This window comes from Exiguobacterium sp. s75 (genome assembly GCF_018617145.1).
Lineage (GTDB): Bacteria > Bacillota > Bacilli > Exiguobacteriales > Exiguobacteriaceae > Exiguobacterium > Exiguobacterium profundum.
Genome location: NZ_JACSJQ010000001.1, coordinates 50107 through 75140, shown reverse-complemented (window position 1 = coordinate 75140; position 25034 = coordinate 50107). Strand labels below are relative to the sequence as shown.

Here is a 25034-nt window from a genome sequence, read left to right as displayed (position 1 = left end):
TAGACGCCATCGAGCGTCTACAGGGAATCAAATTGCTTATAGTTTTGCCAACAACTTTCCTTTTTGTAAGGTCGATACGTATGCTCGCTTCGTGAAGACGTCATGTCGATTCGCACGGGCCGCATCAAGGATCCCTTCATAGAGAAGAGCTGCTGCTTGTACCGGCTTTCGACTCGCAAGTGGGTACAGATGATGGGTTTCCCGTGCCCGTGCATACAAGAACTCTGCTCGATTCGCCAAGGCCTCCCATAGATCGATAAAGACAGGGGTCACTTCTCGTTGTTGTAACATCGCTTCACTCACACCGTACTGACGCATCATCGTACGTGGTAAATAGATGCGGTCTCGATTCAAATCTTCACCGACATCTCGTAAAATATTGGTCAGCTGCATCGCAATGCCAAGGTCGATGGCGCCTTGTCTTAGCTGACGTGTCGTCGCTTCGTCCTGATTTGGGACAAGGATCGGGAGCAACATCAAGCCGACCGTACTCGCTGCATAATAGCTATACTGCTCGGTCTCTTCTAGCGTCTCATACCGTGACTTATGTAAGTCCCATTTCATCCCTTCCGCCAACTCAAAGAATGGTTCGACGTCCATGTCATAGCGTTTCCATACATCACGAAGGGCAACCCATAGTGCTTCATCTTGGTCGTAACCAGCTAAAAAGCGGTCGAAGTCATGCAAAAATGCTGCCAAACTCTCTTCTGGACGGTCTGATTCATCGACCGCATCATCGAGGGTGCGACAGAACGTATATACTGCCATGACCGCTTGACGGTCTGGTTTTGAGAGCAAAGAGAAGGCCCGGTAAAAGGTTAACGAGCCCTTCTTCATGATTTCCTCACATTGACGATACGCTTCTTGTGTCGTCACGATGCATTGCCCCCATTTCTTCTTCCATTTTTTTCACAAGTAATTGCGACCCAATCATAACGATGGGGACGCCACCGCATGGATGGACGGATGCGCCCACCGCATAGAGGCGTTCGATTTTCGGGAAGGGTCTCGCTTGTGGTTTGAAGGCGGCTGACTGAGATAACTTTGGTGCAACCCCAAAACTTCCTCCTTCGAACAATCCGAATCGCTCAGCATCCATCGGTGTCCGGACTTTCATCTCGATGACGCGTTCACGGAAATCAGGCATGAATGCCTCGATTCTTCCTAATAGGTGTTCGATTGTCCCTTGTGCCTCAAAGTCTTCTCGTTCCAATTTTCGAGGAACCGGGACAAGAACATATAATACACTCGTTCCTTCTGGCGCGAGGGTTACATCCATTCGCGATGGATTAAAGGTGTACATCGCTGGATACTCACTTAGTTTACCATCCTCAAAGATCGTACGCATCGATCCTTCAAAATCATTCGGTAAATCGAATTGGTGAATCGGTAAGTCGAGTTCGCCGTTGACGGCGAAATAAAGAAGTAACGTACCGCTTGACGGTTCATACGTCTTTGGCGTCACACCATCAATCAGGCGCTCCATGAGTGGAAAATCACCGTTCACGACGACTGCATCATACGGTACATATTCGTCATTTACCGTGACTCCATTGGCCACCCCGTCCGTGACATGGACACGATTGACGGTAGCATTCATCTCGAAATGAACACCTCGACGCTTCAACTCTTGTTCCATTTTCGTGGCTAGCGAAAAATATCCTCCTTTTACATACCAGACTCCTTCTTCTTGTTCACGATAAGGAATGAGTCCATATAACGAAGGAGTGGCATAAGGATTTCCGCCGATATAGAGCGTTTGTAAACTATATGCGACACGTAAACGTTCGTCTTCAAAGAAGCGTTTCATATTCGCATGAGCCGTCTCATATGCTTTTAACCGCATGAGAAGGAGAAGCAGTTTAGGCTCGAACAACTCCGCTTTTGAGGCATAACTACGATCTAAAAACGTATCGAAGCCAATCCGATACTCTTCTTTCTTTTGGGACATGTACTGACGGAAGGCATCTCCTTCGCCGAAAGTTCGTTCGATTTCTTCCGCCTGTCTCTCGATTTCCCGATATTTATAGAATGATGTCCCGTCTTGATAACGTAAGCGGTAAAGTGGATCGACTTCAATCAACTCCACTTCATGTTCAGGAAGACCCGCCTCAATCAGTTGTTGTTTCAGTTTACTCGGCAATAAGACGATGGTTGGACCTTCATCGACTTTCGCCCCATTATCGAATTCCACGTAGTTCAAGCGTCCACCGACCCGGTCCTCTTTCTCATAAATCGTGATTTGAAGTGACGGATTGCGTTTCGTCAATAAGAGGGCGGCATATAGTGTACCGACCCCTGCTCCGACAAAGCTAATATTCATCGGCCGACACCTGCACGGTCACGCAAAAGGTTCGTCGTGATCCGCGCTGATTCAAAGATGGTCGGCAGCCCACTTCCTGGGTGGGTCCCACCGCCGACGAGCCAGACGTTGTCGAGCTCTTCGAATTGGTTATGCGGGCGGAAATACATCATCTGCGATAAGTTGTGCCCTAGATTGAACGTTGCACCTTCATATACACCAAACGCTTCCCAGTCCTCAGGCGTCAACGCCTCCATCACCTCGATGTGTTGACGGATGTTTCGGTAAGGGGAACGTGTCTCAAGCGCGTCGAGAACGCGCTCTGTCATGGTCGCTTGTAACGTCTCCCACGGGAGGCCAGATAAATTGTTCGGCACCGGTACGAGAACGTAAAGCGATGACTTGCCAGGAGGCGCAAGTGTCGGGTCGATGCGTGAGGCATTCTGTACATAAAACGAGAAGTCCTCGCTCAATTTCAATTCTTGTGTCATCTCTTTGACATTCAATTCATAATCGTCCGCGAAGTGAATCGAGTGATGCGCCACATCTTCGTAGATGTGATCGAGCCCGAGATAAAGCATGAATGTCGAGCACGAGTAACGCTTCTTCTTGAGTTGAGTCGGACTCCACTTCGTTAGTTTACCGTCTGGAACGAGCGACGTCATCGCATGTGCGAAGTCAGCACCAATCACGACTTCATCAAACGCATAATGGACACTCCCGGACACGAGACCCGTCACGTTCCGACCATCCATGAGAAGACGCTCTACCGGTTCGCCTAAACGAATGACGCCTCCCTCTTCTTCAATCACTTTCGCCATCGCATGACACAGCTGGTTCACTCCGCCAATCGGGTGATGCACTCCGTAGGCGTGTTCCATGTAAGACAAGATGGAGAATCCACCCGGACATTCCCAAGCGGACATCCCTAAATATTTGGCCTGGAACGTGAACGCATACTTCAGTTCTTCGCTCGTGAAGTACTCGGACAAGACGTCATAAAGCGATTTACCGATTGAGAGAAACGGTAGCGCCTTAAGTACGCGCAACGAGACATAGTCAGTGAGCTTGTCATGTGCGGTCTGAAGCACAGGCATCAATTTAGACAGTTTGATCGCCTGTTCACTCATGAACCGCTCGTAGCCTTCCCCATTCCCAGGAAATTGTTCTTCGATGGCACGATACATCTGATCACGATCTGTTGTCATCGAGAGTTGACGCGTCCCACGGTCAAAGTACAAATCATACATCGGCTCCAATTGTTTCATCTCGACATAATCATGCAGATTACGTCCCGTCTCTTCAAAAATTTCTTCTAAAATATAAGGCATATTCAAAAACGTAGGTCCTCGGTCGAACGCAAATTCGCCTACTTCTAAGCGTGACGTTCTGCCGCCTACAAACGGTTGTTTCTCAAATACGGTGACGTCTACCCCGCGATGCGCCAGTAGCATCGCAGCAGCCAATCCACCGGGTCCTGCCCCAATAACGGCAACTCTTTGTTTCGACACACTCAACAACTCCCTATGTGAATAGTCTCTTATGCTTCTCTATCATTATAGGAATGACGGGAGACAAGTTCAATTTTGAATCGGTTGATTGAGCAGGTTTGTCTTTCCTCGCTCGGCGATGACGATATACCAAGAACCTTCCGGAATGAATGGGATGAAGCGGATTTGTTCAAAACCGACTTCTTGCATCTGCCGGCGCAATTGTGGAATGGTCGGAAGCGGGTACAAATTATCGTGGAGTGTCATGAATGCATTGAACGCGGAAGCGAATCGTCCACCGAGCGCTGTTTCGGCGAGCGGCGTCACAAGAACGGCGACCCCCTTCTCTTCTAATCGTTCCCGTAGTCTCTCAAGCAACTTGACCCGCTCTTCCGGCGAGAAATAATACAGCATATTGTTCATCATCACCGCATCAAATTGCTCGTCTGTTTCCCAGTTCATGAAGTCGGCGACCTCAAAATGAATGTCATCACTCTCGTCTCGTGATCGTGCCTCTTCAATTACCTCTTCCTCTAAATCGATGCCCGTCAGTTCCCAACTCGGTTCGAGCGCTTGTAGTTTACGTAAGTAGCCGCCGTGCCCACATCCAATATCGAGCATCGATTCGACATTTGCCTGTCGTAACAATTGTTGAACGATCGGAAATGCGACCGTTTCGACGAGTGTCGACGTCTTCGCGACGACTTGACCGTGTTCAGCCCCATCAAACGTCTTTTGCTTCCCAGACTCTAAAAACTCCGGATAAGCGATTAACGCTGGGATATGAAGCTCCATCATCTCTTGAAGCATGAACCCAATACTCCGTTCATCGTTACCGGATAATTGATATTTCAATCCACGCGTCGGATAGTAGCGCCAACCTCTCTTCTTCAAATGACGGACGGCGACCCCGACTTCTAACCAACGCTCTAGTGCAAGTTGTGTCAATGGGCGTTTTAGACGTAAATTCATCTCCGCCATGCTCGCGCCACCTTGAAGCGCATCGAATAGTCCGAACTTGTAGCCGATATAGCCGTGCCATAAGGGTAAAAATGATTCAGTTTGTTTCATCCATTTCCGCGCGTGTAAAACTCGTGTCCATTCCATCATCTGTTGATCCATCGTTTCACCTCATCGTCGTAATTACTGATTTTTTATTTTCCCCTAATAATTTGTGTACAAACAAAAAAATCCCACTTCGGTGTGCGAAGTGGGAACGTCTTATTGAATAAAGCTGTTGAAGAAAGATTGTCCATAAGGCAATGCATAGCCGATGAAAATCGTAATGAGCGCCAAGACGATAAACCCGCCAAATAGTCCGTTTGACGGTTTTTTCTTTTTGACTTTGACGAGCGTCATCTCACCGAAGATCAAAGTTAATAAACCGACCGTGATTTTCACGTGATAGAATGTCCCGCCACCATTCAACTGAAGGTAGAGATAAAGTCCTGTTCCGAATGCGATGAGTAACATGAGTCGAAACGCCATATGTGCGATCTTTCCACTCTTGTTGCCGTTCTTATAACCGATATAGGCCACGGCAAACAAAATAAGTAACAAAATCCAGCTCGTAACGTGCGTGTGCAAGAATGCAATCAGTGGCATTCAAATGCCCCCCTTTATGATGTTGTACAGTCTTCATTGTACACGAACTCTCTCCCGATTGGTCAAGCGAACGATTCTAAAAAACGAGCCATCCTCAAGGGATGGCCCATATATTATACAGGAGTCGTCTCTGCCTCTTGGACAGCATACTCATAGCTTGGAATTTCAACGATGAACGTCGAGCCCTCATGCTGAATCGATTCCACATGGATCTGACCGTTGTGACCACGGACGATTTCTTGACAAATCGGTAATCCGAGCCCCGTACCGCCGATTTCACGACTGTCGGAGTTGTCGACACGATAAAACTTATCGAATAAGCGATCGAGCGCGTCGCTTGGAATCCCGATTCCCTCGTCCTTCACTTTAATGGACACGATTTGCTCGTGATGCGCAAGTTCCACCGTGATTTTTCCACCTCGTGGAGAATACTTCACAGCGTTCGACAATAGATTACTCATCAACTGTTTGAACTTCTGGCAATCGACGAATAATTCATATGGACGTGCATCATCCGCAATCAATTCGAATTCATGTTTCAATGACGATGCCTCATAGAACGTCAACATGTCTCGGACGACCGGCTCGATATCAAGCTGTTCCCGGTCGTACATTTGGCTACCGGACTCCATTCGCTGCACATCGAGGAAGTCGTTGACAAGATGTGTCAGACGCTCCGTCTCGGAGTGAATGGTCTCCAAGTATTTAGCCTGTTTTTCATTCGGCAACTGTTTCTTGACCATCAGTTCAGTGAATCCATAGATGGACGAGAGCGGCGTACGCAGTTCATGCGAAATCGTTGAGATAAACTCACTCTTCAATCGCTCCGCCTCTGTTTCACTCGTGATATCACGGAAGACGAGAAGCGTACCTTTTGAAAGTCCACCTACAATGATGCGTTCCGCATACATCTGCAAGTTCATTTCGCCCTTACGAATCGAGAAGCTGACACTGTCATGTGGGAAATCTTCGGTGAACAGGCGATTCGTATACTTCGTAAAGTCCTCCGCCTGATCGACCGTTTCAACAAGACGATTCCGCCATTCTTCCCACGTTTCTTCTTCAAGGTCTTGTGAACTGACGTCACTTAACTCAGGGAACATCTCATAGAGTGGACGGTTGACGAACACGTCATTCGTCGAGTGGTCGATGTAGACGACCGCTTCTCGAATCGAATCGAGAATTCGCTCCGTCTTTCCTTTCTCCCGTTTCATCTCTTCAAATAGACGCATCCGTAAGAGAGAAAGCGAGAGCTGACGAGCGAATGACATGATGTCGCCCATCTGGGTTTGGGTGAAACGATCTTTGTATCGGACCAGATAGATGAACGCGATGATTGAATCATCTGTCGGGTCATGGACCGGTACCGCCGTCTCAAACATATAGTACGGATACGGGAGCGGATGGTCGCTCGCGACTTGTTTCGACGAGTGTACCGTCGTCTTCAATGTCATCGCGCGCGTCAATACGGAATTTTCGCTATCGAGCAACTGACGAGACAACGTATCGTTCAAGCCGTGGCTCGTCACGCGATACGTACCCGCTTCATCCACGAAAACGAGTGCACCGACCTCTGAATCTGTAATCGTGACCAGTTTCTCGATGATTTCCGGATAGGCCGTAAGCGAATCGCGTGACGCTAACGTCTCCGTCAATTCATTCCGATACGCGAGGTGTTGCTCGTTTTGTTGCGTCTGTTCTAAAATTTCTTCTAGTTCTTGTTGCTGTGCCTGCAATTCTTCTTGTTGGGCAATCAACTCTTCTTGTTGTGCTTGCAACTCATGGTTTTTTTCAATCAAATGTCGTTCATTGTCACGAAGTGTCTCAGCCATCTTATGGAACGATCGAGACATCGTCCCAATCTCATCTTCTCGTTTCATCTGATCGCTCAAATCAACGATTTCCCCTTTTAACAAGCGGTTCGATGCGATGGAAAGTCGTGAAATCAAACGTGTTTGACGGCGTAGGAACGGCTGGACAAACAATAAGATCAATACGGCGAACGAGGCGATGCTCATGATCCACAAGAATTGAAGCATATTGTTGTTCTGTCGCCATTCAACGTAGACGGCCTCTTTTTCAGATGCCATCAACTCACGATATTCTCCGAGCGCAGACTCTACCTCATCAATCGGTCCGAGGATGTCGATTCCACGTTGCGGATTAAATTGGACGAGTCCTTGATCAATCAAGCGCTGAGCCGTCGGCAACTCGGCAATCGTTTGAGCATCGATAAACGTCTCTGTGACTTCCCCATCTTGTTGCGCTTGGGCATATTCATACGTCACCGGAATGATCACATCATAGTAAAAGTCGTGGAACTGCTGAAGATCTTCTGCGAACAATTCTCCTTGGCGCGTCTGAACTTGTGTTTTGAACCAATTGATTTCTTGTTGGAACTTCGCCTCATTCGCACGTGAACGTTCGAGCGATGCTGTGTCGCCGAACAAGAGATATCCTCGTGTATCATATTGGTCAGCCTGCCACTCATCCCAAAGCGTAGTCAAACGGTTAACGCGTTCATCGACCTGACGCAATCTCGCCTCGTTCGCCTCCAAACGGTTCTCGATATAGACATAAGTCAATGCCGATCCGACCAATGCAATGACGAGGAAGGAATAAAGGGCGACCATGATGTCGCGTCCGAGTTTTTGTTTAAACCACCTTTTCACTTCACGATGCCTCCTATGATTTTGACGAGTTCAAGTGGGCTGAACGGTTTAGAAATGAAGTAGTCGACACCAATCTCGTTCGCGCAATCACGGTCAGATTGTTGGCTTTTCGCCGTCAACATCATCACTTTCGTCTCTTGTCGCCCTGGTAACTTCCGTACTTTTTCAATCACTTCAAGCCCTGTCATACCGGGCATCATATGATCCACAATGACCAAATCATATTCATTTTCTTCAATCAATCGATAGGCCTCAATTCCATCTTGTGCCTCGTCGATGTCATATCCTTCATCTTCTAATGTATCCATAACAAGCATGCGTAGCACTTCTTCGTCTTCCGCAAGTAAGATTTTAACCATAATTGTTCCTCCATTTTTTATCCCATTTTTTTATTTTAACGGATTTGTAATTGTTACACAAAATAAAAAGACGTACGAAACTCATCTCGTACGTCTTTTGCCTATTCACATTGCCCCAAAACCTGTATTCCAGTTATACGACTTCTTTTTCAGCGAACTGACTATTGTAAAGTTCTTCATAAAAACCACCAGCTTCAAGAAGCGATTCATGTGTTCCTTGCTCAATGACCCGACCTTGGTCCATAACCAAAATCAAATCCGCATCTTTGATGGTCGATAAACGGTGAGCGATGACGAAACTCGTCCGCCCATTCATAAGCCGTTTCATCGCCTGTTGAATCAAAATCTCAGTACGCGTATCCACACTCGACGTTGCTTCGTCTAAAATCATAATCGGTGGGTTCGCCAATACTGCTCGCGCAATCGTCAGCAACTGTTTTTGACCTTGTGAAATGTTATTGGCCTCTTCATTCAACACGGTGTCGTATCCGTCTGGCAATGTTCGAATGAATGCATCCGCATGCGCCGTTTTCGCCGCGTTGACGATTTCCATCTCAGTCGCTCCCGTTTTCCCATAGGCGATGTTATCACGAATCGTCCCGTTGAATAGCCACGTGTCCTGTAAGACCATTCCAAACGTATGTCGCAAATCTTGTCTCGACATTTTACGCGAGTCTTTCCCATCGATGAATATCTCTCCACCGTTCAACTCATAAAAACGCATGAGTAGATTAATCAATGTCGTTTTGCCGGCGCCTGTCGGACCGACGATGGCCACCGTTTGGCCCGTCAACACATCGAGATTCATATCTTGAATGAGTAGGTCGTCACCGTATCCGAAATCGACATGACGGAACGTGACATTTCCTTCGGCACGTTCTAATTGATAGGTCGTCACATCTTTCACTTCTTCTTCTTCATCCAACAGTTCAAATACACGTTCCGCCGCGGCAACCGTCGACTGGACGATGTTCGCGATATTCGCTGTCTGGGTGATTGGTTGGGTGAACTGACGTGTATATGTGATAAACGCTTGAATGTCCCCGATGGAGATGCTGCGCTGCGTGACCAAAATACCGCCGACGACACTAATCAATACATAGCTGATGTTCCCGATGAACATCGTCATCGGCATGATGATTCCGGAAATGAATTGCGCTTTCCGTCCTGCATCGTAAAGCTCCTCATTCACATCGTCAAACTCACGCACAGCTGTCTCTTCCCGACCAAACGCTTTGACGACCGCGTGCCCTGTATACATTTCTTCCACATGGCCGTTCAGTCGTCCAAGGTGACGCTGTTGATCGGAAAAATATTGTTGCGACCGTTTCAAAATCGGACGAATCGCAAAAATCGTGAGCGGAAGGGACACAAGAGAGATGACCGTCAACAGAGGACTGATCGACAGCATCATAATCAAAATCCCAATGATGGTGACGATGGAAGTAATGAAAGACGTGACACTCTGTTGAAGCGTACTCCCAATCAAGTCGATGTCGTTCGTCACCCGGCTCAATGTCTCCCCGTTCGAGCGTCCGTCATAATATTTGAGCGGAAGTCGTTCTAACTTTTTGTTCACGTCTTCTCGCAAATCATATACCGTTTTTTGGGCAACACCGGACATCAAATATTGTTGCACGTAGTTGAATAGACTACTGATGACGTAAAGGCCAGCGAGGAGCGACAAAATTTGTCCGATTCTCGTGAAATCAATTTCTGCCCCTGGCACACCTGTAAACTTCGCATATGCCCCTTCAAACAGTTCGGTGATGGCGATTCCCATGATTTTCGGACCGGCAATCATAAAGATCGTACTTAAAATCGCCGCGACGAACACAGCAATCAACGTGTTTCGCCGTGGTTTCAAATAGGCAAGCAAACGACGGAACGTGACTTTGAATGCTTTTGGCTTTTCGCCCATCATCATCATATTTCCACCGCCCGGACCTCCTGGACCGCCGTGTCCCCCATGAGTTTGTCGCGTATTTGCTTGTTTCTCACTCATGCGATTTCCTCCTCAGACAATTGCGATTTCACGATTTCTTGATAGACCGCATTCGTCGCAAATAATTCCTCATGTGTCCCGACTCCGGCAACGGCTCCTTCTTCTAGAACGATGATTCGGTCGGCGTCCATGATCGTGCTGACACGTTGTGCAACAATCAGTACCGTGGCATCTTTCGTTTCTTCTTTTAACGCTTTGCGAAGGGCGGCATCCGTTTTAAAATCAAGTGCCGAGAAACTGTCGTCGAATACATATAAATCCGGTTTCCGAACGAGAGCTCGCGCAATCGACAGACGCTGTTTTTGACCACCCGACACGTTTGACCCACCTTGTTCGATCACAGCCTCATATCGGTCTGGCATCTTCTCGATAAAGTCACTTGCCTGCGCGATGGATGCGGCATGAACGACTTCTTCCACTGTTGCATCGGTCTTCCCATATCGAATGTTCTCAGCAATCGTACCTGTGAACAGCAACGCCTTTTGTGGAACGAACCCGATCTTCGAACGAAGTGCCTCTTGTGGAACCGCTTGGACATCAACACCATTCACGCGAATTGTCCCCGACGTCACATCGTAAAATCTTGGAATCAGATTGACGAGTGTCGATTTACCTGACCCCGTACCCCCAATCACCGCTGTGACCTCACCTGGATTCGCTGAAAAACTCACATCGGATAGCGCTGGTTCTTCAGCACCCGGATAATAGAAGGTCACGTGATCAAATACGAGTGTCCCTTGCTCAATGTCCGCAGTCTTTGTCCCGTCATCAATCAGTGAAGGTTTCATCTCGAGCACTTCGTTGATCCGGTTGGCAGACACAGAAGCCCGAGGAACCATGATGAACATGACTGATGCCATGACGAGCGCGAACATGATTTGCATGACGTATTGAATGAACGCCATCAAATCTCCGATTTGCATCGCACCGTTATCAATCCGAATCCCTCCGAACCAAATGACGCCGACAACCGTCAAGTTCATCACGAGCATCATGACCGGCATGAGGAACGCCATGATTTGGTTCACTTTGATTGAGACGTCCGTCAACCGTTCATTCGCCTCTGTCAATCGAACCTGTTCTTCTTTTTCACGGTTAAATGCCCGAATGACACGGATGCCCGTCAAATTTTCTCGGAGAACAAGATTGAGTCGATCCAATCGCTTCTGTACCTTTTTAAACAACGGCATCGCCTTCCAAAAAATGAGGAAAATCGAGAGGACGAGTACCGGCATGGCAGCAACAATGACAAGAGACAACTTTGCATCCTTCGAGGTCGCCATGATCAATCCGCCGACAAACATGATTGGCGCACTCACGACCATCCGTAGCATCATGATGATGACTTGCTGGACTTGCGTGATGTCGTTTGTCGTCCGGGTGATGAGTGAAGCCGTCCCGACACGATCGAACTCTTCAAGTGAGAAACGTTCCACATGATTGAACACGCGTCTTCGCAAATCACGACCAAATCCCATCGCCGCCTTTGAAGAATAAAAGCTGGCCACAACGGCAGCAAGGGCTCCAAGTCCCGTGACACCTAGCATGATTCCGCCCATTCGCCAAATGTAGCCGGTATCACCCGTCACGACTCCATTATCGATAATGTCCGCCATCAACGTCGGTAAAAATAAATCTGCTAACGACTGCGCGAACACAAACAATAAAACCATCAGAACAGCCCATTTATAAGTAACGAGACGTTTCAATAACTTAATCATGTCGACACACTCCTTCACAATCTGTGAACCCTTCATTCAATCCATCTGCAATATGTTGATGGGCTGTAAGCATATGTTGATACGTATCCTCATCGAGACGAGACAAAATTTGATTCAATTGATATTCCGTTCCTTCTTCTTGTTGCTCAATCTCTTCAATCAAACGTTTGCCCGATTGGTCAATCGTCAACACAACCTCTCGCCGATTATCCGGGTTGATATCTCGACGAATCAAACCCTTCTCCACGAGACCATCTAACGATTGACTTAACGTGCTCTTTGGCATTCTCGTTCGCTGAACCAATTCTTTTTGCGTAATCGCACCCTGTTCATTCAACATCATCAGACCGTGAAGTTGAGGCAATGTAAGATCGTTTTGTTGCGCCGTCTGATGCATGAGACGAATCAGGACACGTTGCACACGCCAAAATGATTGCATCATCTCCCGTGCTCGATTTGTATTTGTCTCGGTCATCCTCATTCACTCCTTTACCGTTCCGTATCGAATTGTTCTACATGGAACAATTCTTTATATAAAATAAATTACTCCTCTCCAACTTGATTGTCAACGAAATCGAATGTGAATGTGCACATAAGAAAAGAGCAATGTCATATAACTGACATCGCTCTTCATTTATTCACATTTATTTAGTCGACACGGTCACGATTTCTTGTAGATCAAGTGAGTAAATCAAAGTCCGTTCGACTTGGATATCCCAAATCGTCTCGATTGCCTCTCGATATAATTGTAATTGAATCGCATATCGCTCTCGTAATCGCTCATGTGCGTCTTCCCGAGAATCGGATAGATGCGTGACAGCATCCGATTTATAATCCAGGAGCACATACGAGTCCCCATCGAAATACAGACAATCGATAATCCCTTGGATCAAGACATGCTCATCCGTGAAGTGTCCATCCGGATTGACGCGTTCGGCCGGCACCGTGTAGGTGAAAGGTAGCTCTCGCCATGCCGTCCCGCGCTCTAGTGCATCGGCGAGCGCTTGACCAACTTCCGTTTGGAAAAACATCTCGATATCCGGGATGGCGAGGCGTGCTGTCTCTGCCTCGACCGGACTGAGCATCCCTTGCATTTCCCATTGATTGATTTGATCGACAATCGGTTGATTCGGATCAGCCAATTGGAAAATCAAGTGTAACGTCGTCCCGCGCTCCGCACCGGTCTGTTTGACTTGACGCCATTTCGGTTCGCGATAAGGAGTATCGATCGGACGTACCGGATCTTCGAAGGCGGCTTGTTCGAGTTGCATCGCCCGCTTCAGTTCGGTCACCGTCTGTTTCGCCGCCGTACGCACCGCATCCCGTGCTGGGTAGTCATAAGTCAAAGCCCGCTTAACGGCACGAATCGTTTCCTCTTCATTTTGAATGGGAAAATCGATTGCTTCAAATCGCTGGACGTGGTGCAACTGTGCCATCATCTCTTGAAGGGTCGCAATCTCTGCAAGGTCCGCTTCTCCGATGACACGGTAAACCCATGAAGTCGACTCTTGGAAAGTAGAGGGAACCGTGAAGCCGAATGATTCGATAAACGAAGCGGCACTCGGTAGGCGTAAGAGCGCCGGTGCAATCCAGTCGAGATACGTTTTTGCCTCTCGCCTCGCCTCACTCGCCAATCGATCTCCAGATTGACCGACCTGAAGCCACTGCTGAAGGTGTTTGAGTGGTTCGCCTACCGTTCCCACGAGAATCAATTTTTCTTTCGCTCGTGTCAGGGCCACATAAAGGACACGCATCTCTTCCGCTTTCATCGTCGCATCTAAATCACGTCGAATCATCTCTTTCACGAACGTCTCCGATTTCGTACGTGTCACGACGTCAATCGCATCAAGCGAGATGCCGTACTGTTTGTGGAAAATGACACGTTGCATTTGATCGCGTTTATTAAATTGTTTTCCGAGTTGGGCAACAATCGTGACCGGAAACTCGAGACCTTTCGACTTGTGCACGGTCATGATACGAACGACGTTCTCCTCGTCCCCGAGTGACCGCGCCTCTGACAAATCTTCACCGGTGTCCTGTAGACGGTCCATCACGCGTAAGAAGCGATAGAGTCCTCGATAGCCACTACGTTCATAGGCGAGTGCCCGGTCATAAAGTGCCTTCAAGTTTTCCTGTCGCCCTTTTCCTCCAGGTAATCCACCTGAGAAGTCATAAAACCCGGTGTCATTGAATAATTGTTGAATCAATTCCGACAAGCTATGATTTCGTGCATAAGTGCGCCAACGGGAGAGACGGTCAAGCATGTCGCCGCATTTCATCCCAAGGTCATCATCGTCATCCGCTTTCGCCTTGAGCGCCTCATAGAATGAATCTTCTGATTCAAGTCGAATCTGTGCCAACTCGCTATCATCGAAACGGAACATCGGAGAACGCAGCGCGCCGGCAAGTGGGATGTCTTGAAGCGGGTTATCAATCACTTTCAAAAGTGCAAGGATCATCCGAATCTCGGTCGCTTGAAAATATCCGCCATCCGAGTCGGTGTAGGCCGGAATATTGTACTGTGTCAAAATGTCCATCAATTGCTCCACACGTTCCTTTTTCGAACGTACGAGAATCACGATATCGCGATATTCACAGTTTCGGAGTTGACCGGTGGATTCATCCGTCACTTTAAACGGTTCGTCTCCCGATACGAGTTCTAAGATGCGCGTAGCAATTGCCCGTCCTTCTACTTCTTGCTTCGATAACTCACGACTCGCCCCATCGACTAAAATAAACTCAGGGTCCGCCGGAATCGGTTCATACTCACGTCCAGGAACAAGTTGGGCCGCCTCATCATATGCGATTTCGCCGACCTCTTCGTCCATGAGTTGGACGAACAAATCATTGATTCCGTAGAGGACTTCAGAACGACTTCGGAAATTTTGAGAGAGGTCGATCCGCTTCCCTGTGTTCGCCTGTCTAAAGCGCGTCGCCTTATCGATGAAGAGACCCGGTTCGGCATGGCGGAATCGATAAATAGATTGTTTGATGTCGCCCACCATAAATAAATTCCCGATTTCTTCTCGTTCATTCGCGACCAGATTGATGATCGTTTCTTGAATCTCGTTCGTATCTTGATATTCATCAACGAGTACCTCAGCGAAGCGTTCTTTATAAAGCGCCGCAACATCGGACGGTCCCCCATCTTGTCGTAAAATGGCGAGCGCATAATGTTCCAAGTCACTGAAGTCGACAAAAGCACGGTCGCGCTTCGCTTGCTCATAGGCTTTGCCGAACGCACGGACCGTTCGAACGAGGATTTCAACGAGCGGTTGTTGCATCGAGACGCTTTCCAATAAGTCCGCCCCGCTGACCCGAGCCTGTTCCACCACTGCCGTCAATTTTTTCTTCGCTTGGTCGTAAGCTGGTTTGAGGACCTCGTGGTAAATCTGGTGCTCCTCTTTTTTCGGAACAGCCTTCATCGTGCCAAACTTCATCGCACGAGCCGCCGTCTCGAGTTCACTCCAGACAATGGTCTCCCCTTCAAGCTGTTCGAACGGAAAAATCGCTTGCCGGATGTTTTCAGACTGTGGCTCATACCCGGCGACCCGAAGCTCCGCTTCAAGTTTCCGAAGATCTCGTACGGCTTTTTCGATGTCATGCCAGAGCATCTGTCCAAACTCAATCAAGATTGCTTCCTCATCAGGATCTTCTCCGAACGTATACATGGACACGAGTTTGTCTAAATAAGCATCAGGATTTGGGAGAGTGCGCGCATAGTGGTATAAACCAAGAATCAAATCCTCGATTTCACTGTCACCCCGGTCTGACGTATACGCATCGACAAGAGCGAAGAAATCGGTATCCTGTTTCCCGTACTCTTCCTCAAGCACTTCTTCTAAGACATCATCCTGCAACAGGACGAGGTCCCGTTCTTCCGCAATCTTAAACGCCGGATCCAAATCTAATAGGTAGTAGTTCTCACGAATCACCTCTAAACAGAATGAATGGATGGTCGTAATGAGTGCGCGGTTCAACATTTGCCGCTGTTTTCGGACATATTCATTTGTCGGGTCGTCGCGTAACGCCTCTTCAAGTGCCTTTGCGATTCGTCGTTTCATCTCTGCCGCTGCCGCATTCGTAAAGGTGACGACGAGCATCCGTTCTGCCGTGAGTTCATCCGTTTCATCAAGCAATCGACTAGACAACCGCTCGACAAGGACTGCCGTCTTTCCGGACCCTGCCGCAGCCGAGACGAGCACGTGACTTCCTCTCGCTTCAATCGCGGCGAACTGATCATTCGTCCATTTCACGGTCATCGCCTCCTAACTCCTGAAATACCTCTTCTTTCTCAAGCTTCTTCAATTTACGTGGCGCATTCGAGAGCGCTTCGTCAAAATGACAGACACTCTGATACGGACACGTCTGACATGGGCGCCGTTCTTTATATTCATAAGGTTCAACGTCAATTTTTCCTTTGTACATCTCCTCGGCACTCGCTTTAACGACGTCGAACGCATGATCCATCAACTGTTCGAGCTGAGGAGGGGTCACAATCTTCTTCAAGGTGTTGGCGTCAGGGGTTCCATCTTTTTTATATTTGACCGGGATGACAATCGATTTTTTAAATGTGCCTTTCGCCGAGCGGTCCATCATCTCTAAAATTTCCGGGTCATCTACTAATAGCCCTTGCATCTGGTATGACTCCAATACTTTTTGACGCGTCTCTTCTTCAGAACCAGCAGGTGGAACGAGTGGTCGGTGCACGTGGAAATAGAGCGCCGCAGCAGGTGCCACGTTCTCTTTTGTCCACACCTCTGCCTGCTCAATCAATACCTTCAAATAGATGAGCATCTGCATCGCCAGACCGTAATAAATTTCTGCAAAGTCGACTTCACGTTTACTCGACTTATAGTCGACGATTCGGACGTATAGCTGGTCGTGGACCATCGCAGTGTCCACACGGTCGATTCGACCGATCAGTTCACAGGTCGCCCCGTTCGATAAAGTGAACGAAACGGGTGGAAATTGTCCGCTGCCGAACGCGAGTTCAAACGCTTCCGGGTCAAAGCCGTCTCGTTTTGATTGTTCAATCAACACTTCTGCCGTCTTACTGACGACGTCCGTCAATTTTTTCTTTAAGTAGGCGTAACGATTCGAACTCATCAAGATGGCATGCTGAATCTCTGGGGTCACGAGTTCGACCGCCTGCTCCGCTAAATTGGAACACTCGTCCGGGGTGACATCTCGCCATTCCTTTCCTTCCATCTTCACAGTCTGCGACATATGTTCGATGGTACGGTGGTATAGATTCCCGATATCCGGAGCCTCGAGCCGGTATAATCGTCGTTCCTTCAGACGCAAGCCATAACTTGCGAAATGTTTGAACGGACAGGCTTGGAACGTCTCAAGGCGGGAGACACTCGCCCGAATCGACGGAGTATAAAGTGATTTTGCGACACGATCGTCCAACGATTCCGGGATGTTTTGATAGAAGAGGGCGCTCGTCAACAACTGGAGACGTTCCCGTCCATCTGGATGCTTCAACAGTTCATTGTAGACAGCAAACCACATATCTTGAATCGGATAATGACGACTCAACCGCTGAAGTTCAAGTGCCGTTACCGCCGCCGTCTGATTCACATTCGTCAAGAAGGCGAATTGATCACGCGGTCGGTGCTCACCTGCTTCAGCAAAATGAGTCTTGATGACATTTTGGTGAAGTCGCGCCTTCAAGTCAGCGATAAAGCGCGCCGGTTGAACGGCTTTCCCCGTTCTGTCTACTAGGGCATAGCTAATGTATAGCCGCTCGCTCGGCGCTGTCACAGCTTTGTATAAGTAATATGTTTCATCATCGAACAAATGCTCTGTCGCCTTGCCGGCACGAAGTCCATTCTCATGCATGAAATCCAAATCTTGATCGGTCAACAGTTTCGACTGGGTCGTGACAAGAGGAATTTGATCTTCATTCGCCCCGAGCAGGAAGACAACTTTCTTATCAATCAATCGACCACGCACATAATCCGTTATCGTCAATTGATCAAGCGAAGGTGGAATGAGCGCATAACGAAGACTATCTAGCCCGGTGTCCATCATCTGTAGGAACAAGTCCGTCGACAACGTCTCTTCCGGAGCTGCGGCCTCTAACTGTTCGAGCAAGTGCAAGACCGCGTCCCATACTTGAGTATGCTCACGCGCTTCAAGTAGTTCCGCCTCTTCAATCGCCTCATCACGCCAGTGCGTCAAACAGTCTGATACACCGACACGCTCTAAAAAGGCATACATGGCGTGCGTATAAGCCTGCATCGTCTTCGCCTGTTTCAAATCCGATAGCAACGGATCGAACGTTTCGATGACACGCTCCCGCGATCGATTCAGCTCAGCCTCAATATCGAGTTCTTCGCTCGTGAGTCGCGCTTCTTCCCCGGAACGACGGCGCAATTGCCATTCGTCATGCCAATGGTAATGTTTGATTCCCCGCTCGATGACGAACGCTTCAAGCCGGTCAACCGACGTACGACGATGCACCGGATCAAGGACGACGAGTTCTGTTTTCAGGGCACGGAACACGGACTCTTCTCGGTATCCACGTAAAGCAATCTCAATCGTCGCTTTCAACAGTTCGACGAGCGGATGGTCAAGCATCGGTTGCCGTTCATCAAGGAAGTATGGCAGTCCCATCTTTTGGAGCGCCTGAGATGCCAAATCACCATATTCATCGAGTGAGCGTGACACGAGCGCAATATCCCGATAACGATACCCTTCTTCACGTGTCAGACGGATGACTTCTCGAACCGCCGCCTCCACCTCGACGGTCCGGTCGACTGCGGCATGTAAATCAATCCGGTTCTCTGAACCAGTGTAAGGTTCCGCCGTCAATTGGTCGAATGTGGCCTCAAGGTAACGGAGACTCGGATGCGTGTAACGATAGACGGTATCATACAGCTCGTCTCGAGAAGGAATCTGCCGTTCTGCCAACAGTTCTTTGAAACGCATGAGCGTCCGTTGCGTCGGTCCAAACAATGGATTGAGGCGATACAAGGAGACAGGATCGATTGTCAGCAACACATCGACATCGACCTTCTCTGCGAGTGCGACGAGCACCGCCAACTCCTGCTCTGAAAACTCGTTGAATCCGTCCACATAGACACGTACATCCGTCAAATCTGTCTCCGGAATAATTTGCAGCATGACGTTGAAATAGTCTTCTGCATGGAGTGACTTGCCTTCCGTCATCTTTAAAAATCCTTCATAGATGATGGAAAGGTCCTGTAGCTTCAGAGCACGGTGCTGCGCCTGTTCGCTTAACCGCAATAAATGTTCCGGTTCAACAAGCCCTCGCTTCAACATCGAGATCAATTGGTTCAATTCTTCATAAAATCCGAACTGATTCATCGTACGGCGGAACAAGGTCAATCGTTCTTCGCTCATCTCGACGACCCTCCGTAACAACAAATGGGTCCCCGTCTGGTCTAAGAATTGATCTGTCGCTACGCCGGCATCCCGCATCATCAAAAAGGCGAGACGGCGCATCGAAAGGACTTGAATGCGCGTCGAGCCATGCAAACCATCGACTGTCGCCATTTTCTTTTCCATCTCAAACGACATTTGGTCCGGTACAATCATATAAATCGTCGGTCCGCTCGGGTTTTGTTTCAGTTCTTGAATGACCTCATGGATCATTTGTTCACTTTTTCCCGTCCCCGATCGACCAACGTGAAAGGTCACTGTCATTTTAGCGAACACTCCTTCCCTTTTTTCTTCATTATGAACCATCCCTAAGCATTTGTAGAGGGAAACCTCTTCTATACCTTATTCAAAAAAGTAGCAGCCCACATCATTCCCTTTTTCGATTGAAATCGATTAGACTGAACGTATGAGGGGGGATGTATGTGAGTGCCTATGAACAATTTGGAGGCGAACGTGGTGTACAACAACTCGTTGACGCGTTTTATGACCTCGTCTATGCCGACCCAATTTTACTTCCACTATTTCCGGAAGATCAAGATCGAGTCAAACAGCACCAATTTGAATTTTTAACACAGTTGCTCGGCGGTCCAAAGTTGTATTCTGAACGTCGTGGCGGTGGAAACTTGGCGATGATTCATCATGAGCATCCCATTTCCGAGACACATGCCGGCCATTGGCTTGGATGTATGGAACAGGCGCTCAAGACCGTGGATGCCCCGGAATCGATCAAGCGTCAGCTATTTCAACGGTTGATCATGTCATCTTCGAATGTCGTCCGTGTTTGTTCGCATCATTTTGAGTAGTCACAACTATAAAAAGTGGGTATGATAGGAAAGTAAGCAAAGGAGGTCGTTTCACATGACAGAAGAAGAAAAAAAAGAAGTCGTCTCATCTGAGGAAGAGACGGAAGAAAAAGAAGAAACGGTAGTCCTCGCCGACGCGCTTGATGAAGCTAATGAAGCTGCTGAAGCAGAAGAAGATGAGGACGATGATGAGGATCAGCCCGAAGAGAAGAACATGGACCACATCAAAGGCGTCTTCAACTACGATCATGAAAATGGTCGTGAATACCGTGTCGTCTTTTACAACGATCGCAAAAACTTAGTGTTCCGTGAACTCGGTAACGGCAAGGTTGAATTTGTCGGCCGCTTCTCGGATGATGCATACGATGAAGAGAATGAAGCAGAAATGCGCGAACTCGGGCAACGTGAACTCGAGCGCATCCTCGCTGAACGCTTCAATTAAAAAAATCGCCGAAATTTCGGCGATTTTTTTAGTTCTTCTTATTCCGCTTCTTTTTGCGAAGTGCATAGGCGACACCGGCAATCCCACCGACGACCGCGAGTCCAGCAACGACCGGAACGAGAACACGTTTCGTTGGAATCATCTCTTTCACACGTTCATATGGCGTTGGTGTCGAGAACTCTAATTGTACGGCTGTATCGCCATGTCCATGCGCCCGCGCTTTGCGTGATGCATCCGTGACGACCACACGTCCCGTTGTCCAGCGACGATTGCCGTATTCGTCTACGTACGGACGACGTACACGTTTCACATCACGTACCACCTTCCCACGTGCGCGATCTGGTCGGACGACGCGTTCACTCGACCACGAACGGCTCCCAGTCACACTGTACGCCGGTCGTACTTTGCGGCGATTGAGCCAAGTATATGAATCGTTCATCTTCAATTCCCTCCCATACTGTTCAAAAACCTCTCTTCTAATTATACCCATACAACATCACCCAAAACATGTGACAAATGGTTCAAAAAAAGATGTGACACCATACGGCATCACATCTTCAAGCTAAATCATTCTGTAAACGGTTTGTCCTTATGACGACGTTTCGCCAAAATCAGGTAGTACGCCGGAACAAGAACGAGAGTCAATACAGTCGAGAATAGAATACCCGATACGATGCCGATCGCAAGCGGTTTGAAGAGCGGGTCTTCCCCAAGTGCGACTGGTAAGAGGGCAACGACTGCCGTGAGCGCCGTCAAGAGAATCGGACGAATCCGAGCGCGCCCTGCTTCGTAAACGGCGGTCGTGACCGGTAATCCTTCACGAATGCGTTGTTCGATAAACTCGAACAGGACGACTGCGTTCCGGACGACGATTCCCGCAAGCGAGACCATCCCCATCGATGCCATGAAACTGAACGGTGTCTGAGTCACGAACAATCCGACGACCGCTCCAGCGATCGCGAGATAGATTGTGAACAAGACGAGTAATGGCAACGAGAGTGAGTTGAACTGGAATGCGATGATCAAGTAAATCAAGAATAAGACGACGACGAACAATGTCGCAAGCTCTAAGAAGAACTCGTTCTGCGTGTCGCTCGCACCGGACTGGTCGAACGTAATCCCTTCATCCTCTAACCCCGACTTCGCATCATCCAACACCTGCTCGACATCTTGTTTAAATGTCTCTTCATCCATGTCTTCGCTCGCATAGATTTGGAGTGTGACCGAACGCTCCCCATTCTCACGAGGAATCTGCTGAATTTGTTCTGTTGTCGTTTCCGTCACGAACGTACTAAGTGGGGCAACGGGCGGACCTGCTTCTGTTTGGACAGGAATTAAAATCTCGTCAAGGGCGAGTGCTTCGCGGTTCGCCTCTGCATCAATGACGATTTTCACGTCACGCTGTTCCACTCCGTCATCGAATGTACCAATTGGAACACCGTCTGTGACGAGACGAATTTGGTCACTGATTGTTTTTGCCGTCACGCCAGCCCGTGCCATTTCCTCACGATTTAATTCGTATGTGAGTGTTTGGAACGGTTCTTTAATATTATCGAGGACGATGGCCCCGTCAATTTCTTCAAGGTCGGCTTTCACTTGGTCACGTGCAGCCACGAGTTGATCAATCGTCTCGCTGCGCATCGTGAATTCGACAGGTGCGGATGCCGGCGGTCCTTGTTGTTGCGTATCTAAGAAAATTTCGGCGTCCGGATAGTCTTCACGCAACACGTTCGTATACTTATCAATCAATTCGATGGCATCGATTGATTCGTTGTCGACACGAACGACCACTTGCCCCGTGTTTTCACCAGACTGATCGAGTCCACCCGTGAATAAACCAGGGAGACCGCCTCCAGCGAAGACGGATGTTTCCACGACACCCTCTTCTTCTTTAAATCTCGCTTCAATTTCTTCAAGACGTGTCTCTGTCTCTTCCAAATCCGTTTGAACGGGGAAGGTCACACTCGTCACGACTTCCGGACGGTTCGCGGCTGGGAAGAACTCAAACGGCGTGAGTAAAATCAAACCGTACAATGCCGTCGTGATGACAAATCCGACAATTCCAAACGTCCACGGACGCTTCGCGACACTCGGTAAGAGGCGGTCGGCGTAGAAATTACTGAGTCGATTGAGCGGTCCGCCGAGCCAACCTGGTTCACGTTTTGATACTTTCACTTCTTTACGATTCAAACGATACTGCGCAATCGGTACGAGCGTCAAACTGATGACCATCGAGGCCAAGACAGAGAGGGCTAGAACCGTCGGCAAGGCGCGAATGAAGTTACCGTTTGCGCCCGATAGCAAGGTGAGCGGAAGGAAAGCAAAGACGACCGCGAGTGTCGACGTGACAATCGAGCCCCATACCTCTTTCGTTCCTCGGACTGCTCCAAGCATCGCCGAGTCTCCGTTACGATAACGTCGTAAGATGTTGTCATTGACGACAATCGCATCATCAACCAAGATCCCTAAGGCGATGATTGCCCCGATAATCGAGATTTGGTTCAAATCGACCCCGGTGAACTGTAACGGGATCAAGGCGATCAAGAATGACAACGGAATTGCCAGACTGACGATAATCGAGCCAGAGAATGTTAGACCAATCGTCGTCACGGCAATGACGGCAATGATGGCGATAATGAACTCGCGTGTCAATGACGAGAAAATCGCATCGACGGCTTTTGCCTGCTCATAATATGGAACGAGTTCAAAACCGTCTAAGTCTCCAAGACCATCTTCGACTACCTCGTTGACACGGTCTTGCATCGTTGGAATATCCAAGCCTGATTCAATCGGAACTGTGATCGAAACAGCCGGCTTTCCGTCTAATGAAACGAGATCGGTTTCACTTTTCGCTGTCTCTTCGACCGTCCCGACATCTGCTAGTAAGACCGGTTCCCCATTGAATGAGCCGACGATGACTTGCTCCATATCGTCTACATTCGTCAAGTTATCGATTGCCAGTTGATAAATCCCCTCTTCAGTCGATTGACGGCCGAGCGGTGTCGTCTTGTATTCTTCGTTAATGGCCGTTAACACATCAGGAAAGGCAAGTTGACGTGAACTCAGCTCTTCCGAGTCAAGTGACACGACATACTCCTGCTCTGGTAACCCTTTGATCGTGACTCCCGTCACGCCATCCGTTCGCAAAAGTTTCGACTCTAATTGTTCGATGTCTGATCGAACATCCTCAAATGATCCACGATCGTCTGCTGTCAATAAATACGATGCGACAGGTAACTGCCCGAGTGAATCATTGACCGTTGGCGCAAGCGCGTTTTCAGGAAGTTTAGGCGTCGCATCCGACAACGCTTGTCGAACGTTCGCCTGAAACTCTTCCTGGTCGGTGCCGTCCGCGTATTCGACCGTGATGTTCGAGAACTCTGAAGCCGAGATCGACGTCACGTTCTCTACTCCTTCTAAACTACGTAGTTCCTCTTCTAACACGCCGGTAACATTCCGTTCAACCGTTTCCGCTGTCGCACCAGGATACGGTGTTTGAACGAGTACGATATTGATCCCGGTTTCCGGAATCTCACGTTTAGGGAGCTGGAAGAACGTCAGCACACCCACGACGATTGCGACGAGAAGAAACACGATAACCAGTTTCCCTCGCTCAATCATTTTTTCAAAAAACATAAAAACCCCTCGCTTTCGGAAGATGTGCAAATACACATATGATATCTCTTCTTCATCATAGAGGGGTTTGTCATTGAATTCAATCCTTAAGCGTGTTGCAATGTGCTGTCATGGAAACGTTTTTGAAAAGCGTACGATAATTCGATTGACCGTTGTTTTTGTCTCGACACGGTATGATCAGATACGTGAACCTTGACCGATTCCCCCGTCAAAAACTGAATGAGAGTCTCTTTTCCGTCTTTCTTGATGGCCGTCACGTGTTGAAAGTTGATCCACGCACAATCTGGACTTTCTTTGGCAATCGTCGGAAAGAAGACGGCATCCGCATGCCAATCCATGACGACCGGTGTCTTTCGATGTGGTCCGAGGACGTGTCGCGCTGCCTCGATTCGACCTTGAATGCTCGACCCGTAGTATAGACACGCGTGTTCTAATAAGTCGATTGGCGACCCTTTTACTCGCATGACGCCTTCTGGTTGATACACAAGTGTTTCCGCTTCGCCAAACTCGTTAAATACAGGAATTAAAGCTCTCGTTTCATTGGTCAATCTGCTCATCTTTTCATCCCCCATAACGTATGTAATGA

The 25034-nt window shown here is 48.5% G+C and carries 17 protein-coding genes; 2 read left to right on the top strand and 15 right to left on the bottom strand.

The features are described 5' to 3' along the window. Positions 1-36: 36 nt before the first annotated feature. From KNO68_RS00405 to addB, 12 genes are all read right to left on the bottom strand, one after another. Positions 37-876, bottom strand: coding sequence for a phytoene/squalene synthase family protein (locus KNO68_RS00405; RefSeq protein ID WP_214685847.1), 840 nt, complete (start codon positions 874-876; stop codon positions 37-39). Further along, a complete protein-coding gene (locus tag KNO68_RS00400) occupies positions 845-2323 on the bottom strand; it encodes a phytoene desaturase family protein (protein WP_215111900.1) in 1479 nt (492 codons plus the stop codon). The genes KNO68_RS00405 and KNO68_RS00400 overlap by 32 nt, the downstream gene beginning before the upstream one ends. Continuing rightward, a complete protein-coding gene (locus tag KNO68_RS00395; RefSeq protein ID WP_215111899.1) occupies positions 2320-3813 on the bottom strand; it encodes a phytoene desaturase family protein in 1494 nt (497 codons plus the stop codon). Before KNO68_RS00395 ends, KNO68_RS00400 begins: the two co-directional genes overlap by 4 nt. Positions 3814-3882: 69 nt before the next feature. Further along, positions 3883-4914, bottom strand: a complete 1032-nt coding sequence (locus KNO68_RS00390; protein WP_214685835.1) for a class I SAM-dependent methyltransferase — start codon at positions 4912-4914, stop codon at positions 3883-3885. Positions 4915-5013: 99 nt separating this feature from the next. Beyond that, on the bottom strand, positions 5014-5397 hold the full coding sequence (locus KNO68_RS00385) for a YisL family protein (protein WP_015880968.1): 384 nt from the start codon (positions 5395-5397) through the stop codon (positions 5014-5016). A 113-nt stretch (positions 5398-5510) separates the two neighbouring features. Then, on the bottom strand, positions 5511-8069 hold the full coding sequence (locus KNO68_RS00380; protein ID WP_215111898.1) for a sensor histidine kinase: 2559 nt from the start codon (positions 8067-8069) through the stop codon (positions 5511-5513). Continuing rightward, positions 8066-8428 carry a response regulator gene (locus KNO68_RS00375; RefSeq protein ID WP_015880966.1) on the bottom strand — a complete coding sequence of 121 codons (363 nt, stop codon included), beginning with the start codon at positions 8426-8428 and terminating at the stop codon, positions 8066-8068. The genes KNO68_RS00380 and KNO68_RS00375 overlap by 4 nt, the downstream gene beginning before the upstream one ends. 133 nt (positions 8429-8561) lie before the next feature. After that, positions 8562-10433 (bottom strand): ABC transporter ATP-binding protein, encoded by a 1872-nt coding sequence (locus KNO68_RS00370; protein ID WP_285222487.1) that lies wholly within the window; start codon positions 10431-10433, stop codon positions 8562-8564. Further along, positions 10430-12154 (bottom strand): ABC transporter ATP-binding protein, encoded by a 1725-nt coding sequence (locus KNO68_RS00365; RefSeq protein ID WP_215111897.1) that lies wholly within the window; start codon positions 12152-12154, stop codon positions 10430-10432. The genes KNO68_RS00370 and KNO68_RS00365 overlap by 4 nt, the downstream gene beginning before the upstream one ends. Then, entirely contained in the window at positions 12147-12629 is a 483-nt protein-coding gene (locus KNO68_RS00360; protein ID WP_078146436.1) for a MarR family winged helix-turn-helix transcriptional regulator, read from the bottom strand. Before KNO68_RS00360 ends, KNO68_RS00365 begins: the two co-directional genes overlap by 8 nt. Positions 12630-12798: 169 nt before the next feature. Further along, a complete protein-coding gene (addA, locus tag KNO68_RS00355; RefSeq protein WP_215111896.1) occupies positions 12799-16416 on the bottom strand; it encodes a helicase-exonuclease AddAB subunit AddA in 3618 nt (1205 codons plus the stop codon). Beyond that, entirely contained in the window at positions 16394-19831 is a 3438-nt protein-coding gene (gene addB, locus KNO68_RS00350) for a helicase-exonuclease AddAB subunit AddB (protein ID WP_214685831.1), read from the bottom strand. The genes addA and addB overlap by 23 nt, the downstream gene beginning before the upstream one ends. A 158-nt stretch (positions 19832-19989) precedes the next feature. Between addB and KNO68_RS00345 the strand changes: the two genes are divergently transcribed. Then, positions 19990-20370 (top strand): truncated hemoglobin, encoded by a 381-nt coding sequence (locus tag KNO68_RS00345; RefSeq protein WP_015880960.1) that lies wholly within the window; start codon positions 19990-19992, stop codon positions 20368-20370. Positions 20371-20425: 55 nt separating this feature from the next. After that, on the top strand, positions 20426-20812 hold the full coding sequence (locus KNO68_RS00340) for a hypothetical protein (protein WP_015880959.1): 387 nt from the start codon (positions 20426-20428) through the stop codon (positions 20810-20812). A 28-nt stretch (positions 20813-20840) separates the two neighbouring features. Here the strand turns inward: KNO68_RS00340 and KNO68_RS00335 are convergent, their stop codons facing one another. From KNO68_RS00335 to KNO68_RS00325, 3 genes are all read right to left on the bottom strand, one after another. Then, positions 20841-21251, bottom strand: a complete 411-nt coding sequence (locus tag KNO68_RS00335) for a hypothetical protein (RefSeq protein ID WP_074037659.1) — start codon at positions 21249-21251, stop codon at positions 20841-20843. A gap of 128 nt (positions 21252-21379) precedes the next feature. Continuing rightward, entirely contained in the window at positions 21380-24448 is a 3069-nt protein-coding gene (locus KNO68_RS00330; RefSeq protein WP_078146433.1) for an efflux RND transporter permease subunit, read from the bottom strand. 86 nt (positions 24449-24534) lie between these two features. Continuing rightward, on the bottom strand, positions 24535-25005 hold the full coding sequence (locus tag KNO68_RS00325; protein ID WP_015880956.1) for a competence protein ComK: 471 nt from the start codon (positions 25003-25005) through the stop codon (positions 24535-24537). Between the last annotated feature and the right edge of the window lie 29 nt (positions 25006-25034).

What these genes read in the sequence shown, in the direction of transcription:
- KNO68_RS00400 (WP_215111900.1), bottom strand. Translation starts at nt 2,323, where the DNA reads ATGAATATTAGCTTTGTCGGAGCAGGGGTCGGTACACTATATGCCGCC.
- KNO68_RS00390 (WP_214685835.1), bottom strand. Translation starts at nt 4,914, where the DNA reads ATGGATCAACAGATGATGGAATGGACACGAGTTTTACACGCGCGGAAA.
- KNO68_RS00385 (WP_015880968.1), bottom strand. Translation starts at nt 5,397, where the DNA reads ATGCCACTGATTGCATTCTTGCACACGCACGTTACGAGCTGGATTTTG.
- KNO68_RS00375 (WP_015880966.1), bottom strand. Translation starts at nt 8,428, where the DNA reads ATGGTTAAAATCTTACTTGCGGAAGACGAAGAAGTGCTACGCATGCTT.
- KNO68_RS00370 (WP_285222487.1), bottom strand. Translation starts at nt 10,433, where the DNA reads ATGAGTGAGAAACAAGCAAATACGCGACAAACTCATGGGGGACACGGC.
- KNO68_RS00365 (WP_215111897.1), bottom strand. Translation starts at nt 12,154, where the DNA reads ATGATTAAGTTATTGAAACGTCTCGTTACTTATAAATGGGCTGTTCTG.
- KNO68_RS00360 (WP_078146436.1), bottom strand. Translation starts at nt 12,629, where the DNA reads ATGACCGAGACAAATACAAATCGAGCACGGGAGATGATGCAATCATTT.
- addA (WP_215111896.1), bottom strand. Translation starts at nt 16,416, where the DNA reads ATGACCGTGAAATGGACGAATGATCAGTTCGCCGCGATTGAAGCGAGA.
- addB (WP_214685831.1), bottom strand. Translation starts at nt 19,831, where the DNA reads ATGACAGTGACCTTTCACGTTGGTCGATCGGGGACGGGAAAAAGTGAA.
- KNO68_RS00340 (WP_015880959.1), top strand. Translation starts at nt 20,426, where the DNA reads ATGACAGAAGAAGAAAAAAAAGAAGTCGTCTCATCTGAGGAAGAGACG.
- KNO68_RS00335 (WP_074037659.1), bottom strand. Translation starts at nt 21,251, where the DNA reads ATGAACGATTCATATACTTGGCTCAATCGCCGCAAAGTACGACCGGCG.
- KNO68_RS00330 (WP_078146433.1), bottom strand. Translation starts at nt 24,448, where the DNA reads ATGTTTTTTGAAAAAATGATTGAGCGAGGGAAACTGGTTATCGTGTTT.
- KNO68_RS00325 (WP_015880956.1), bottom strand. Translation starts at nt 25,005, where the DNA reads ATGAGCAGATTGACCAATGAAACGAGAGCTTTAATTCCTGTATTTAAC.